At 42.9% G+C, this 16678-nt stretch carries 11 protein-coding genes; 6 read left to right on the top strand and 5 right to left on the bottom strand.

Translation table 11 applies throughout. The features are described 5' to 3' along the window. From ACU37H_RS00770 to ACU37H_RS00745, 6 genes are all read left to right on the top strand, one after another. Positions 1-1551, top strand: coding sequence for a HEAT repeat domain-containing protein (locus tag ACU37H_RS00770; protein ID WP_472702443.1), 1551 nt, complete (start codon positions 1-3; stop codon positions 1549-1551). 573 nt (positions 1552-2124) lie between these two features. Beyond that, positions 2125-2802 carry a hypothetical protein gene (locus tag ACU37H_RS00765; RefSeq protein ID WP_472702442.1) on the top strand — a complete coding sequence of 226 codons (678 nt, stop codon included), beginning with the start codon at positions 2125-2127 and terminating at the stop codon, positions 2800-2802. 240 nt (positions 2803-3042) lie between these two features. Continuing rightward, on the top strand, positions 3043-3978 hold the full coding sequence (locus ACU37H_RS00760; protein ID WP_472702441.1) for an HNH endonuclease: 936 nt from the start codon (positions 3043-3045) through the stop codon (positions 3976-3978). A 9-nt stretch (positions 3979-3987) separates the two neighbouring features. Beyond that, positions 3988-4137, top strand: coding sequence for a hypothetical protein (locus ACU37H_RS00755; protein WP_472702440.1), 150 nt, complete (start codon positions 3988-3990; stop codon positions 4135-4137). A 130-nt stretch (positions 4138-4267) separates the two neighbouring features. Continuing rightward, entirely contained in the window at positions 4268-4510 is a 243-nt protein-coding gene (locus ACU37H_RS00750) for a hypothetical protein (RefSeq protein WP_472702439.1), read from the top strand. A gap of 74 nt (positions 4511-4584) precedes the next feature. Next, positions 4585-5634, top strand: coding sequence for a CHAT domain-containing protein (locus ACU37H_RS00745; protein ID WP_472702438.1), 1050 nt, complete (start codon positions 4585-4587; stop codon positions 5632-5634). A 950-nt stretch (positions 5635-6584) separates the two neighbouring features. Here the strand turns inward: ACU37H_RS00745 and ACU37H_RS00740 are convergent. The 5 genes from ACU37H_RS00740 to ACU37H_RS00720 all read right to left on the bottom strand — a co-directional run bounded on the left by ACU37H_RS00740 (position 6585) and on the right by ACU37H_RS00720 (position 16086). Further along, complete coding sequence (locus tag ACU37H_RS00740) at positions 6585-11390, bottom strand: RecQ family ATP-dependent DNA helicase (protein WP_472702437.1); 4806 nt, start codon at positions 11388-11390, stop codon at positions 6585-6587. A gap of 410 nt (positions 11391-11800) precedes the next feature. Then, positions 11801-12214 (bottom strand): hypothetical protein, encoded by a 414-nt coding sequence (locus ACU37H_RS00735; RefSeq protein WP_472702436.1) that lies wholly within the window; start codon positions 12212-12214, stop codon positions 11801-11803. Positions 12215-12310: 96 nt separating this feature from the next. Continuing rightward, entirely contained in the window at positions 12311-12847 is a 537-nt protein-coding gene (locus ACU37H_RS00730; protein WP_472702435.1) for a helix-turn-helix domain-containing protein, read from the bottom strand. Between the two features lie 550 nt (positions 12848-13397). Next, complete coding sequence (locus tag ACU37H_RS00725) at positions 13398-13808, bottom strand: Dabb family protein (protein WP_472702434.1); 411 nt, start codon at positions 13806-13808, stop codon at positions 13398-13400. Between the two features lie 175 nt (positions 13809-13983). Next, positions 13984-16086: an endonuclease MutS2 gene (locus ACU37H_RS00720; RefSeq protein WP_472703323.1), complete on the bottom strand. Its 2103-nt coding sequence runs from the start codon at positions 16084-16086 to the stop codon at positions 13984-13986. Positions 16087-16678 lie beyond the last annotated feature (592 nt).

Raw genomic sequence — 16678 nt, 5'->3', positions numbered from 1 at the left:
ATGGAACTTTGGAATTACATACAAATAGTAGGACAAAAGAAACAAGGTTGGCTTTTTACAAAAGGTAACCTTGAAGAACGACTTCTAGCTTTGCATGAAATTTTAGAATTGCGACAACCGAGCGCCATTCAATATTTAATCCCATTTTTGGGGGATGATAGCAAAGAAATTCAGCAGACCACCTATAAAGTAATAATCCGCCTGTTAGAAAGAATAGAGACTAAAAACGGTTATTATGATACATTGAAACATTGCGACATTTCGATGTCAGACCTTGATTTCTATGATCAAAACTTTTCAGCCGAAGATTGTGTAAACCTCTATTCCATCGCTACACTGAATAGCAACGGATATGTTAGAGAACAAGCGATAAAAAAGCTCGCCGAAACTAACAGTGAAAATGGCATGGCATTTATTATTTATAGACTAGCTGACTGGGTTCCGGCTGTCAGGAAGGTTGCACTGGAAAAAATTAAAAATTTCAAAAAGCGAGCATTCATAAAAGCGCTCGTTGAACATTTGACCATTTTTGAATGGTTGCAAACAGTTGAAAGAGCCGATTTAAGCTCCATACATGCCGAAATAATGCACTTTCTCTTGGTAGAAAACAGATCGTATGTAACCCAGGACTTTAAAACGTTTAACAGTAAAACAAGAATTTTAATTGCAAAGCACATTGTAAATGCCGATGATGTCCCACACGGCGACTTAAAAATACTTTTAGACGACAAACACTTCCTGGTCCGCAGTTTTGCATTAGTTCATTTCGATAAATTAGCAGAGACTGAGATTGGTCATCTTTTAATGGACCCATCCGCCAGGGTGAGAATAAACACTCTTTACAAGTTAAAAAGCAGAGCAGACTTTTTGGAAGTCGTGTTACCGTTTGTATCGGACAATGCTGCGTCCATCCGCGACTTTGCACGCTATGAGTTAAAGAACAAAATCTCCGACTTTGCCACGATCTACAATGACAACCTCTTAAAGAGGACGAATATCATTGGTTCTTTAAACGGACTGGCTGAAACAAAAGGAAAAATCTTCGCACCAACGATTGTACCTTTTTTGAATGACGATAAAATAAAAGTAAGAAAGGCAGCATTTTTAGCACTTAAACACCTAGCCAATAGCAAATCCTATGACTTCGCTTTAGAAAACCTGGGCAGTGAATATTTAGGCATACGAAATATAGTTATTGATTATTTAGCCAATGCCGCGACAGCAGAAGTGCTGCAAAGAGCTAGGGACATCTATGCTCAGGGCCCCTACCCTTTAAAAAGATCCATGTTGAGGTTATTTAGCAAAGTGGGGAAATGGACGACTATTGCAGATATTATGATCGGAACGATTGATGAAAACGAAAATATCAGGCGCTTAAGTGTTGATCATCTGGAGCAATGGCGAAAGAAGGCAATTTCCTATTTCACCCAGCCCTCACCAACGGAACTTGAAAGAGCCAATCAGGTCTTTGAGTCCGCTTTCGAAGTGCACGAGCAGAAAAAATACTTTGCGAAAAATCCATTACTGGGAATTGACTTTTACCTGCGATAAACGTGGCTACTTCCATGATGGCACTTTGTCTTTCCCCAACCGAGGCACCTGTTAGATAAATGAGAAGATATTCTCGGTAATTATTCTTTTAACTGTCATTAGATTTTTTTGCGCTTTTACGGAATTCCGTAATTGAATAAGTAAAAATCAATTAAATTTATAGCAGATTAAAATGCTGAACGCCATATCGAATTGACCATAGTGAACAATTGTATGAGATTACCACCAAGGTACTGTTCAAATTTCAAATGGAACCTTCAAAAAATATCGGGGGAACAAAAAGAATGATTGACATTCCCCTACCCCAGTGAATTTCTGCTATACTAAAAGTACCGGTGGAAGCGATTTCAGAATTTTTATGTGGAGCAATCTTTTCATCATGTAGCTTCTTCAACTCATCTATTGGATGGAAAAGATGTATTATGATTACTCGCATTCAACATTGCGTTATAATTAAAAGTATTGGCGATTACTTTCACCGTCTGCTATACGCAAGAATGTTAAAGGAGAAAGACGATATGTAAAAAGAATGGTAGATAAATTTACGGTCTAGCAGAATTTAAACAAAAGACAATGAACTTAAATAATATTTTGATTGAAAAGGTAAATTATGCAATTAGTTTAGCAGATGAAGCGTTAAAAACAGAATACAAAACCGAAGACTCTTTTTTTGTTTACTATTGGGTAAGTCCTGAATTATATAAAAAATTTGAAACATTTTCTCTTTCTTTTATTGTATCTACCTATTCAGAAAAACATCCGTATTATGAAAGTTTCAAAAGCTCCGTTAAAAAAAATTCTGTGCAATGTGTTGAGGCAGGAAAAGGATTGTTAAGTTCAATAAAAATTGAAATAGACAAAGGCTGGATTAGATCAATTAGGAATCTGATTAGTGCAGAACTTTTTACAGATTTTCTTGAAATGGCTGAACATCTATTAGATGAAAAATATGAACATCCAGCTGCCGTGATGATTGGAAGTGTACTTGAAGAGCATTTAAGGAATTTATGCAAGAAAGTAAATATAAATGTATCTGAAAATAAGAATGGGAAAGATATTCCTAAAAAAGCAGACACATTAAATGCTGAGCTTGCAAAAAAGGAAGTTTACAATAAATTAGACCAAAAAAATGTGACTGCCTGGCTCGATTTACGCAATAAAGCAGCACACGGAAAATATCAAGACTATAATATTCAACAAGTTCAATTAACGCTTAATGGTGTAACAGAATTCATAGCTAGAACTACTTAACACAAACATAAATAAATATTGAATCTCTAAAACCAGATTTGACTGGTATGCGATATGAAATCATCGACCTAAACCAATCTTGATAAGGCTTCATAATTGATGTTTGGTAAATTAGTAATCTTATGAAAAAAATTGAAAAAGCAATTCAGGAAATAGAAAATCTTAATCTTAAGAGTGATAATGTAAGCGTCCCTGAAAGTCGTCAATTTGATAAATTAAAGCTTAGCTAAAAGAATAAAAATGGAAAGTTTCCTCAATCACTATGACTTACACAAACAGGCTAGTGATGTTTCAGTAAAATTTGTAAAATCTCCAACGGATAAGATATGTAGACTTTGCAATAAGGGCTACCCCATCGTCTCTTTTAACACAATACCGCACATAGTTCCGGAATTGTTTGGCAGGAATAATTTAACCTCAAATTTCGAATGTGACGAATGCAATAAGAAGTTTCAAAAATTTGAAAGCGATGCGGCCATAATGGTTCAACACTACCTCGCATTGCTTAATATAAAAACAAAAAATGGAGTACCCGTTTTTCAATCTTTTAAAACTCCCGCTGAGCGATCTACGATTCTCAGGTCGCAAGGAAATGAACGTAGGTTTGATTTTGGAATGAATTTAAAAGACTTTGAATTCAATGATGAAGAAGGATCAATGTCTATAAATTTTAGGACAAGAAGCTTTCGGCCGTTTTCTATTTACAAGGTTTTTCTAAAGATGGGTATTTGCCTTTTAACTAATGAAGAATTAAAATCTAACGAGCATTATTTGGATTTCTTAAATTCGGAAAAGCCAATTGATGATGGAAGACAGTTTTGGACAGCCTTCAGGTATATGCTGCGAACAAAATATTATACTACACCTTCAGTTAGTTTATATAAAGCAAAAAGTACGCTGAAAGAAAATGTAGAGCTACCAGAATACATAATGCTCATACATTTTGCAAATATTGTTTTCCAGTTTTTCTTACCTATATCAAGTAAAAACATGGCAGAGCATAAAAACCAAAACAGTTTGAGGCTTGAGCTGTTTCCAGCCTTTGCACTTGAAGATATAAGTAGAATTAAGAGTGTTGAGATGTTCCGCTTTGACCTTAAGGAAACAAAGAAGGTTTTTATTACGGATAATGTGCAGTTGTATTACGACAAACGGATCAGTGAAGCCAAGGAGTAAAAAACAGAAATGACAAAAGAGGCAATTAACCAATATTTGAACGAACTGGAAAACCGGCTTATAAATGAATCGGAGCAAATAACTATTGGGGTAAATACTTCATGGGTTAATCAATTTGCTAATGAAGCGGCAGTATACATTTTAGAGAAGATGGCGTAATTGTACATGTAGGAGAAACAAAGAATTTAAATGCGCTAATGATAAAGTTGGCAAGCGGCAAAAGTATTGATGATGATATGGGCATGCTATTGCAAGAGGTTGTTGCCAAACATTAAAGCTATTGTACCTAATGGTAGATTTAGGAAGAAAAGAATTGCAAGAGCGAATTTTGGAAAAGGTGAGCACAGGCAAGAAAACTTATACCAAAGCCCAAAAACAACAGGCGCATAAAAACGCTTACGAACGTTGGACACAGGAAGACGATGAACGGCTGGAGCTGCTTTTTTGCGAAGGCAAAACAGTAAAGGAGCTAACCTCCATTTTTGCACGTAATGAAGGGGCCATAGAATCGAGAATAAAAAGCTGGAGCTAAGAGAAAAGTACGACCGGTAAGGGTTGCCTCCCTACTCTTGCGGCTTTTGTAGAAGCAACAAATAAGATTACATCATGGCTATTATAGACTCTTACAGAAATACTCTTGTTACTAAGCAAAAAGACCTGGCAAAACTGACCGGTGACAAAGCTAAAGAACAAGTAAAATTATCTGATTTAAATAGAAAAATAAATGCAGCGTCAGACGCTGTTAGGAGAAGCACTTCGCAAAGCACAATTAGTTCTAAGCTAAGAGAAATAGATAGGTACCATAAGGAAGTAGCAACTGTAACAAAGAAAATAGCAGATATTGAAACGAAAATTGCCAGTAGAAGTAAGGAAATAATTGACTATCAAAATAAAATAGACAAAGAACAAATTTTGATTGACAAAAAGAGGAAGAATGAAGCTGATCGAATATTGCAAGAGCAACAACGAAGCTTTAGAAACATAAATTCTACTTTAACCCGGCATAACCAATTACATTTGAATACTCGATGGGAAATAGAGGAATTGAAAAAGTTACCAGAGAAAATAATTGTTCTGTTCTTAGCCTCAAATCCTGTAGATCAACAACAACTTAGACTTGACGAAGAAGCAAGGGCTATTTCTGAAATGATAAAAAAAGCGAAACACAGAGATTCTGTAAAATTGGAATCTTGCTGGGCTGTTCAACCAATGGATCTACTGCAGGCTTTAAATGAATACAGACCAACTGTTGTTCATTTTAGTGGCCACGGCTCAGACGCAGATGAAATTGTGTTTCAGACGCATGACGGTAAATCTAAGCTGGTGAGTAAGGAGGCAATCGTGCAAACAATGATGGCATCATGTGATGGTATTAGGCTGGTATTTTTCAATACTTGCTATTCCAAAAATCAAGCTGAGGCGGTATCCCAATTTGTAGAAGCGACGGTGGGCATGAATACCTCTATCGGTGATGAAGCAGCAAGAGTATTTTCATCACAATTTTATTCTTCAATTAGTTTCGGTAACTCTGTGAAAACTGCATTTCAGCAGGCTAAAGCCTTACTAATGCTTGAAGGTATTACCGAAGAAAATACTCCCGAATTGTTTGTAAAGGAGGGATTAGATGCGAATGAAATATTTTTAGTTAAACCTTAAAAGATTAAAGATTGAAAACAAAACTAAAGCTCATTATTGATTTTATAAATAAAGAACTTTGCGCGGCTGCGCCGCTAATATAGAACAGGGTCGTCTATCCATTATGGCCGTTTACAGGTTAGCGCCTTTCCCCTGCTTTTAAAAAAATAATAGAGGCTAAAAGAATAACGCGGCTTCGCCGCTAACCGGCAGCACCCAGGGATCTTATAGGATTGGGTTATAAGCCACATTACGGGCATATTGCGGCGCACATTATTGTGTGTTTGGGCGCGCCCCCGGCAAGAAAAAACTGCGGCTTGTGCCTCGCCTTGTTTTTTTAACCGGGGTCAGGCTATCCGCTGCAAGTCCTAACTCCGCTGCGCTTCGTTGCGGGCTTTCCGCTGCTATCCTTCGCGCGTTTTTGCCCACCACACAAAAGGCAAATTTTTAAAGGGCGGCATATTTAACATAATGCGAGAACATTATAAGAAAAATGTTTTTATTTCCGAAGCATCCGGAAGAAATTTATAAAGCTTTCTCACAGACATCAGCTACAACGCTGCAACTAAGGTGTTGATGAATATTAAATACGGCTCGCTGTCTTTTATTTTTCTTGCCAACGACCGGCCAGCGCATCTGTGTTCTTCATGGCATGTGATGCTTTAGTACAAGGCATACCGGTCCAGTTCTACAATAGCCTTGATAGGTATCCTGATTTTCCAGTTGCATCTGTGTGACGCCCCGCGTGAAGCCTTATCATTTTTGTAGCCTTCCGTGTTTTTAGAACAGTTAAGAATTAGAATGAATAATTTAATTTTAAACTGTCAGATATGAAAAACGAAATAAAGGCGAGGTTTGAGATAGTGATTGAGGGAAATAGATGGAGGGCATTGATTTTCGTAATTTAGCGGACTAAAACACGGAAGACTACACCAGCACATGTCGGGTATATGTCTACACAAAAAAAGTATTTAAACTTTTTTCAGCAGTAATTTGGGCAATATTATTCTGGATTCCACGCCTTTAGCCTCATCTTTCCAATACACGACGAAGTTCACTTTGGCGGCTGCAACCCTGAACCCTCTTTCAGCATGCTTGCTCAAAACATCCCTGATTTTTTGTGCATATTTAAGTATTTGCGCTCCGTTGGAATTTGCCAATCCACCCTCCAGCAGGTGAAGCGATGCTCCGCTGAAAAGGTTGTTTATATGATGCTGAACCTGCGCAAAATACCATAGTTGAACGTCCTTAAGCGTAAGGTATATCACTATTTGCTGCGGTTCAGGGTATTCGTTGCTATCTTCATCAGACACAAGCCCATCTATGTAAAATTGTTGTAAATAGTTGCCATTGTAGTGTATGAATAAGTTGGACTTGGCCCTGGTGATGGCCACATAGAATTGCCGCTTATGCTCATCTGTACCAGGCAAAAAATGATTTAATAACAGGTACACGTTATCAAATTCTTTCCCCTTGGCTTTGTGAATGGTGGAAACATACACCACTTCTGTATCTATACTCACAAAGTCTTCCACTTTAGATTCGAAGAGGAAGGCCTTCCAGTCGCTTTTGTATTTTTTGGCGGTATTTGCTTCTTCAAATGTTTTAATGATGGTGCTTGCCAGCTCCTTCCTGGCACTCTTAGTGATATGCACATTTAACCGGCGTTTTGAATTTTCCCAATCCTCATCTGTTATCAGCGGGCTATCGGCGTTGAGGTAAATCATGTCCGAAAAATAACGAAGCTCATATAAGTTGCCCAGGTTAAACCCGTCATTCGATTGGATAAGTTTTGCGGGAACGCCCTGTTGCAATAGCAAGCCGGAGAGTAGCATTGCCTCGTCGTTGGTTTGCGTGAGCACGCAGGTAGATCCTGATAGGGCTGCATAGCTGATGCTACCGGCAAGCGGAACAATGATATTATCATGGATATACTGCCTAAAATGAATATGACCCTGTTGTTGCTGGCTGGCAAAACAAGGCTCCGTCTTGAGCCGCTTGCTGATGGTTGCGGCCCAGCGGTTAGCCAACGATACGATATTGTCTTTGCTCCGGTAGTTCTCGGTTAGTTCATACTTAACGGCCCCTTTTTCAGTAATCAGGTTTTGCATGTGCGCTGCATCTGCACCCCTGAACCCGTAAATATTCTGATCATCATCGCCCACTAGTATTACCCGCATGTCTTGATTGTGCTCCATCAAAGCCTTTACCAGTTCGTATTCTGCCTGGTTCATATCCTGGGCCTCATCTACAACCAATACCGCTTTTGTAATACGGAAAGGCTCCATTTCCCCGGCTCTTATTTTTGCTACTGCTGTTTGTATAATGTTGTCAGACTCCAGCAGGCTACCAATCCTACCCAACAAATCGAAGCAATAAGAGTGAAAGGTTTTTATTTCTATAAAACTGGCCGCATTACCAATCAATTCTATTAGGCGTTTTTTAAATTCTGTGGCCGCAGCACGGGAAAAAGTAAGCATCAACAACTGCTCATGTTTCACATCTTCGGCTAAGAGCAGCGAAGCCAGCTTGTGCACCAATAATTTTGTTTTTCCACTCCCTGGCCCAGCGGCTACTACTAAATACTGATTGACTGAGTCATTAATAATTTGTAATTGAGCAGGTGAGAGTGTCCCGAATAATCTCATAAATTTTTCAGGTGTAAGAGTTCTTTTGATTTCGTTTTGTCTGCTGCCTGGAAAATACTTGGATAAAAAAGACGTGTAATTCAATCTGAAATAATCGTCCACAAACTGCAAAGCTTCCTCATAGTTGCGGATCATCTTTTTGGCATACTCCCCTACGATATGAATCTGCTGTACTTTTTGCTGGTAAAACTGTTTTAGTTTTTCATAATCATTTTCTTTATATTGTATACGGTTGTTCTTTTCGATCCGCTCGATGGTGAGTTTGTTATGCACCACCAAGAAACCGCCTTCAATTTTAATGGCTTCTATCCGCAACAAGTAAAACAAGCTATCTTCGATGTCCTCAATCTCGGCTTTTTCTGCAAACATCCCCTGCCCTTTTTCTATCATCTCTTTTAGCTCTTGTATTGAAAACTCAATTAATACTTCTTCCCGCATTTTATCAGCTCCCGCTATTGCTGCTGCTTTTTCATGCAGATATTCCGTAATGAGTTTGGCCATCCAATGTCGCTTTTCCTGCTTTTGCCGAAATACTGCTTTGTCAATCAATAACCCTATCTGTACATGATTCCTGGAGTATTCGAGATTCTGGCGCTTGATCCAGTTTTTGATCGCCCAGAAGTTGAGGATCGTTTTCAGCTTATTAAGCGAGCTGTCTTTGATGTCGGCCTGGATAAACAGCTCGATAATCTCTTTCAGATGATATGCCGCTTCGCCCTCTTTTAGTTGCGCCAATAGGAGATCTTCCTGTTTTCTAAAGTTTTCGACGACGGATAGTGATTTGTTGACAGACTCTGTTCTCTTAATAAAGGCCGTCAAGTCTTTCGTATGGGCCAGTATGTTTTCTTCTCTCATCAGTTCGACAACCCGGATCACCTCCTCTTTTCTTATTCCTAACTGATCTGAGATATAATCAATTCTTGATTCCGCGCCTTCTTCGGTGGAGAGTCTTTTACTTTTACTAGAAAACAATTTTTTAATGACCCGCACAGCGTGCACTTTCTGCGCTTCTGAGAACTTTTCTGAGGAATTGATTTTATCAATAGCTTCCTGCGCATTTTTGCTGAGGATGCTGTTAGCAAAAACCCTGGGCATGTTTTGTCCCCGTTTCAGATAACCGGCATCTTCCAGGGCAGCAATGGCCGTAATTACCCTTGTTTCAATTTCCTTGATGCCATCATCCCAGCCTGCCTTCCGGGCAATTTCCAGTGCCGAATTGGAAGCTTTATCCCTGCTTCTTGTCAACTCTTTTATGGCTTTCCATACCTGGTTGATTTCTTTGCTGCTGATCTTTGTCTGGTTCAGCAAAATGAAGTGTTTGTTTAAATCTTCCTCGTTGAATAGTACATGACAATCGGCGTTAATGTTTTCATCGCGGCCGGCCCTGCCAGCCTCCTGCACATAGTTTTCTAAGGAGTCGGAAATGTCATAATGGATTACAGTGCCGATATCGCTTTTGTCGACTCCCATGCCAAATGCCGAAGTAGCGACCATGATGTTAACTTCTCCGGACATGAAGGCATTTTGGTTTTCAGATTTTTCATCTTTGTCCATTTTGCCGTGATAGGGCCTGGCCACAAAACCATCGTCAGCTAGCCTCTTTGCCAGCTTATACGCTCTTTTTGTCCGGGATACATATACAATCGCAGGACAGTCGTTCGCCTCAATGATGCTTCTTAATTGGTTGTACTTTTCTTCTTCGTTGTCTTTACGATAAACTCTGTAATGGAGATTGGTTCTGGACGCATTGGCCCGAAAAACGTTTAAACTCAGATTTAGTTTCTCTTTGAAATAAGCCCTGATATCTTCTATTACTTTTTGCTTGGCGGTAGCCGTGAAGCAGGATACGGGTATAATATGATCAAGCCCTTTCTTCTTTTGCAAATTTTTGATAAAATCCCCGATATATAGGTAGTCCACCCTGAAGTCCTGCCCCCAGGAAGAGAAGCAATGGGCCTCATCAATAACAAATCTGGCAATCTTTCTTTTCAGCAATAATCGCTCGATAGTAACCGAGCGGAGCGACTCGGGCGAAATATACAGCAGACTGGCAAACCCTTGTTCAATTCTTTCAATAGCCTTACCCCGATCTATAGGATCGAGCAGGCCATTAATAGTAACAGCTTCCGTAATACCTTTTTTCTCCAGATTATCTACCTGGTCTTTCATTAACGACTGCAAGGGAGCGATCACCACCGTAAGGGCTTTTGCATTTTCACCACTCATTAGTGCAGGCACCTGGAAGGTGATGGACTTGCCGCCCCCTGTAGGAAATACCGCGAGGATGGATCGCCCACGGATAGCAGCCGCAACGGCATGTTCCTGTAGCGGCTCATCGCCATACTTGCGGAAAGCAGGAAAGCCGAAATACTTTTTTAATGCACGTACAGGATCAAGGGCCAATTTGCAATACCCGCACCCCTGGACACAGGGGTTGTTCCGCATCAGGAAAAGTAATCTTTCTACATCGGGGTGGTTCTTCAGTACCCAGGGAGGTGTGATGGAAAAACGATCGTCACAATTCAGCAACGATAGTGTATAGGCTAAGGCAGCAGGGGATGTATTGATAAACGAGCCGATATCGCTTTCCCTACAGATTTTATCCTGGAACCGATTGCCGATGCTGTCCCGTAGCTGCTCCTTGTTTGGGGGATTGCTATAATGGAGATACCTGAAGAAATTGTTAAAGCCGCGCTGATCATGCAAAAGTCCATAAAGAATAGCTTTAAACGCATCGTCCAGCGCCTCGAAAGCTGCTACCTCATCATAAAACAGATCCCTGGCTTTTTTAGCATCGTTAAGAGGATTGTTCAATTCCTCTGTCTGGATCTTGTCATCTTTCAGCAGGTGATGATAGGGCTGCTTAGGAAATAATAAAGGTGAAAGCAATAAAGTATCAATAGCCCTGTCTAGGCCCCACCCAGCATTACCAAAATACGTTTGCAAAAAAACCAGATCGTGCGCAATAATATTGTGGCCGCAGATAAAATCAGATGAAGCTATAAATTGCTCAAACTCGCGCGGTTGGTTTTTATGGAAACCCGATTCATCTGATGAAATACACCCAATGTCAAGCAACTGTTTGCCTGTAGTGCTTAGCTCAATATCAAAAAAGACAATAGAAGTCATTTTGCGGACTGTAATGGCATATGCCCTCTAAAATAACTTAATATATTCAATTTTAAATGCCTTTGTTGTTTTATCTCAGCAAAGCCCTACTCATTGCCCTTTTTCAAGATGCTATTATCTATGGCGTTTGGTGAATTTCCCGATATGCTGAAAAAAGAAAGAAAAAACGCGAACCGGTTCAGTTAACCCTCCCATTATTCAAAAAGTTACAGGTCATGCTGCTTGATAGAGAGCATGATTCAGTAGTGCTTTCGTTATCAATAGGAATACTTTCTCTAAAACTAAAATGTCCGCAAAAATCTGAATGATGCCTTAACATTACAAATGGATAATATAACGCACTCGCACCACCACCACCACCAACAAAAAAGAGCCGCCGTTTCCGGCAGCTCGTGGGGATGAGAAAGTGTTCATAAAGTGGCTTTGCGCGCTTCTACCTGCTGGATGAAGGCGTCCGTTTCCTCCAGCTCGCTGAGGATGCGTTGCAGGTCATACTCCTTTTCGAGCAGGGCCACGTTGCCGTAATTGGTTTTGCGGTTTTCGAGGAGGAAGATGCTGTACTCCACTTTCGTGCGCTTGGTCATGTTTTCCGTTTTGGTGGGGCCGTCCGGGAGGTTGGCGATCACGGTGTCCAGTGCGTCCTTTTCCGCACGCCGGGCGATGAGGTCGGCCTCAATGTTGATGGCGTTGCGGGCATACTGGTCTTTTTGCCGCTCGATGGAGAACTTTTTCCATTCCAGGTCTTTTTTCTCGTTGTCAGCCAGGGTTAACACTGCATCGCAGTCGTTGGTGGTTGTCAATTGGGTAACAGAATAATTGAACATTTTTAAAAAATTTAAATGGTGAACAATGATCCAAAACTAACTGCGCGGGATAGCCGTTTCCAACAGCACCTGCCTGTTTTCAAGAATCATTAACGTTCACCCATATTGTAAAATGACCTTGCCGGCCAGGGCGGCCTTTTGCTGAGCGGTTAAAGTCTGCAACTTGAAGCTGACCATCTGTTGCTGTGCGGCGCAACATTTAGACATCTGCCACATGGCCGCTTCTTCCCTGTTTTTGAGTAGTTGCATCTGCCTGGATCCGGGTACGGCTTCGCGCATCAGCGACCGGAGCACCAGCAACTGTTGAACGAGTTGCCCGTGGCGTTTTTCGAGGCGGGACAACCGCTGCAGCAACGCAATCTTAGCGGCTGTAGCCCTTTGCAGACGGGCTTCGAGGCTGGCGAGGCCGCGTTGCTGCTCTTGCTTCACCACCGGTTCCGCAGATTCATCGGGAAGCTGTTTTTTGTGGCACCCGGCACGGCAGAGCTGCTGCACCTGCAGCCATTTTTCCACGGCATGGGCGGGAAGGTCGCGCTGTCCTTTTTCGTACATGGCGACGGTGCTGCGCGATACATTCAGCAGCAAGGCCAGCTCCTGCTGCGACAATTTGAGTGTGTTTCTGATGTCTTTCATCTGTGCACAGTTTGCTTTGTTCAAAAAATTCTGTGACAATTTTTTTGTGACAGTTTCAAATTGTCACAAAAATTTTGTCACAACTCCGGTTGAGAATCAATTTCTTATCCGGTGCCAAAAAAGCTCACCGGCCAATGGCCAGGCGGATGGCTCCGATTATGAATAAAAAATTGTCAAATCCGGGTCTTTTATAGCAGTGTTCCGTGTAGGGGTGCATAACCTTTTTGTCCTACTCTGCGAGCTTTGCGAACAAATCTTTCCGCACTCTGCGGTAAAAAATCACATAAAAAGAAAAAAATGTTATGCACCCCCGTGTAGTCAGTTCGGTAGTCCTAATAAAATTATCACTATTTTGAAGACGGCGGCAGCTGCCGTTAATAAGATATTGTTAAACGATGTGACGTAAGATCGGGACAGGTCTGATTGCCTGACAGGCGGGAACGCCTGTTATCATATATACACAGGAGTTTCACCCTGGCTGACAGAAGCCAGCAGACGGCAAGACAGGCTGATCTAAAAATTATTGAGAAAAACGTACCAAGCCGGCGCCCTACTCCACCACCATATCATACACCACTACCCTTTCCCAGAGATGGCTATATTGATCGACGAAGGCTTTGTGGATGGGATGTACCTGGTAGGCGTCCTGGTCCTGCACGCTGTCGAAATACATCAGCTCCGACACATGAAAACTGTTGTCTACCACATCCCTTTTTTCGGTGGAAGCGGGCTTCCCGATCAGCAACTTTTTTACCTGGGGGACGGCTTTTAAAGTGGCCAATCCGGTCATCAGCTCTTGTTGAGCTTCCTCGCCGGGCGTTTTGAGCCAGAAAAATACATGATGGATGATTTGGGGCTTTTTAGCTTCCATATGGGTCGTTAACGCAGGCGTTGCTGCGGCCAGCACCGCGGCCCGTTGGATAAAATTACGGCGGGAATTTTTTTTAATGGGTTGAGGCATTGTCCGGATGTATTATATTTTCCTTTTCCCCGTTGCGTAAGCTGTGTATTCTTTGCGTACGCTGCGGTAAAAAGCTTCATAAATTTAGAAAATGTCAGGCAATCATTCTTCAGAATTTTTAAGTTCAGCGGCTATGCGGATTTCCCAGGCTTTTTGTTGTCTGAATGAAAGATAATCAATCCCCCGCATTTTCCCTGACCACCACGAGGTCGCTCAGTTCCACCTGCATCGGCAGCAGCCCGATCTTGACAACGGCGCGCTTACTTTTGATCTCCAACACTTCTCCTACCTGGTGGTTGCGTTTCATCTTCACCTTCGAGCCTACGAAGATCTCCCCTCCCACTTCGCTGTATTTGCTTTCGATCTTCTTCTGCATTTTGCTGGCCTTCTTGCTTTCCGGGCGGTTGAAGAGCAGGGCCGTCATCTGTTTGATCAGCTTTGCCTTGTCGTCTTCCTTCTTCCACTCCATCGTGATCTGTTTCAGCTTCCGCTCCATATCCTTCAGGTAGGCGATGCGCTGTTCACTGATCTTGTTCTGTTCGCGCAGCACTTCCACCTGTTGTTTGTGGCGCTCCTTATCCATCACCTGCTGCATTTCCTTTTGCAGCCGTTCATTTTCGCGGATCAGGCGCTCCAGCTCCTTGTCTTTCTTGGCAATATCGCGGAGGTCCTGCTCTGTCCGGTTCAGTAATTTATCCAGCCGGTACTGATCTTCCTCCACCAGGCTGCGCGCCCTTTCGATCAGGCGCTTATCCAGCCCGATCCTTTCGGCGATTGAAAAAGTATAGGAGCTGCCCGGCTTGCCCACGATCAGCTGGTATTGCGGCTGCAGGTTTTTTTCGTCAAATGCCATCGCCCCGTTCACCACGCCGGACGTCTTGCCCGCCATCACTTTTAAGTTGAGGTAATGCGTCGTAACTACTCCAAATGAATGTTTTCGGAGCAGTTCTAATAAGATCACTTCCGCAAAGGCTCCACCCAGGTTCGGATCACTTCCGCTTCCCAGCTCATCGATAAAGAACAGGGTCTTGCCATTGGCGTTCTCCATAAAATGTTTCATATGGATGAGGTGACTACTATAAGTACTCAGCTCAAACTCAAGGCTCTGCGTGTCCCCGATATGAATCATCAGTTGTCTGAAGATCCCGAATTCGCTGGACGGGTGCACCGGCACCAGCAGCCCGCTTTGCAGCATCATTTGCAGGAGACCGATGGTCTTCATGGTCACGGTCTTTCCCCCCGCGTTCGGTCCGCTGATCACCAGGATGCGGCGGTTTTCGTCGAGGCTGATCGATACCGGGATGGTAGGCTTGCCCGCTTTTTTATTATAGAGATATAATAAAGGATGGCAGGCATTGACCAGGTGCACGAATGCCTTGTCGTGAACGATCGGGTATTCACCATTGATATCGACTGCAAATTTCGCTTTCGCGCGCGCAAAATCATATTCGCCCAACACTGCATGATAGACATTAAGCAACGCCGAATGCTCGGACAGGCGGCCGGTGAGTTGCCGCAGGATGCGGTACACTTCCTTGCGCTCCTGGTTTTCGAGGTCACTGATCTCGTTGTTGAGGTGCATCGTCTCTTCCGGCTCGATAAAGGTGGTTTTGCGGCTGTCGCTTTCGCCGTGCAGCACACCTTTGACCGCGCGTTTAAACTCGGCAAAGATGGCGACTACGCGCCTTCCGTTCATAAAGCTCTCTTCGATCTCGGCCAGGTATCCCTGCTTGTTCAGTTTAGAAATGATCCGATCAAACACGCGACGCAGTTCGGTTCTTTTGCGGTACAGGCTGAGGCGGATCTCTTTCAACGCTTCGGAAGCCGAGTCTTTGACCTGGCCCTGTTCGTCCACGATCTCGTCGATCAGCGCGATGATCGCTTTTTCATAATAAGTATGATCGATCAGCTCGAGCAGACCGGGATAAGCGACCTTTCTTTCCTCGTTGAACCAGCGGAAGATCTTTTCGATGCTCTCGGCCAGTTTGCGGATCTGCACCAGGTCTTCGCCCTGCAGCACAGCGCCGGAAATGGACAGCAGCTTCAGCTCGCGGGCGAGGTTGAGGATATAATCATTGGGAAAATAAATGCCATTGGTCAGCAGCTGCCTGAATTCATGCGTTTGCCTCAGGTCGGTGTCGACAAATTTTTTATGGGTGTGGATGCGCAACTGCCGGGCTTTCTCCTGCGCGAAATGACTTTGACAATGGGCAACCAGCAGGTCCTTGATCTTGTCAAACTCCAGTTGCACCACTGCTGATTCCGGATATAACTTCATCATACGTAAAACTCCTAGAAACCCGCAAAAATACGATTTAAAACAGTTGTTTGCTCGCGGGATGTAGCGGTTTTTCCGGTGACCTTGCCCCCTAGCCCCCTCTCCCCGTCCGAACGGTATGGCCGGGCGGGCAAAGGAGGGGGGAAACGCTACAGTAAAAGTTTGATGCGTGCTTCCGTCCTTTCTGCGCCGGACAGGCGCTCACCATGACGGATTATATAAGACACACGTTATCCAAAAGCACCTTAGGATCGTCGTTTCGAGCGTAGCGAAGCGAAGTCCCCGCCCGGACGGTACGGACGGGGAGAAATCTCATTGTTATTCGAGGAGAAGGTTCAGCCTTATATGATTCGTGAATTGGTGGCTTTGATTGCATCGATGCGTCAGACAGGGACGCCCGCCTGTACCATTCGGGCAGGGTCGGACGCGGTAGTTAACACGAGATCGTTCGGCCTTATACGATTCGTGAATTGATTGCACTGATTGCATCGATGCGCCGGACCGGGAAAGATCGACATGGCTGACCCTCCACTTCTTAACATTTCCTCCATCAACCTTTTGATCCCCTCATTGTTATATTAAAAATAACCCG

The sequence above is a fragment of the Niabella sp. ZPM-14 genome (assembly GCF_055693045.2).
The sequence above is the reverse complement of the archived record's forward strand: the minus strand, read 5'-3'. Positions and strand labels throughout refer to the sequence as shown.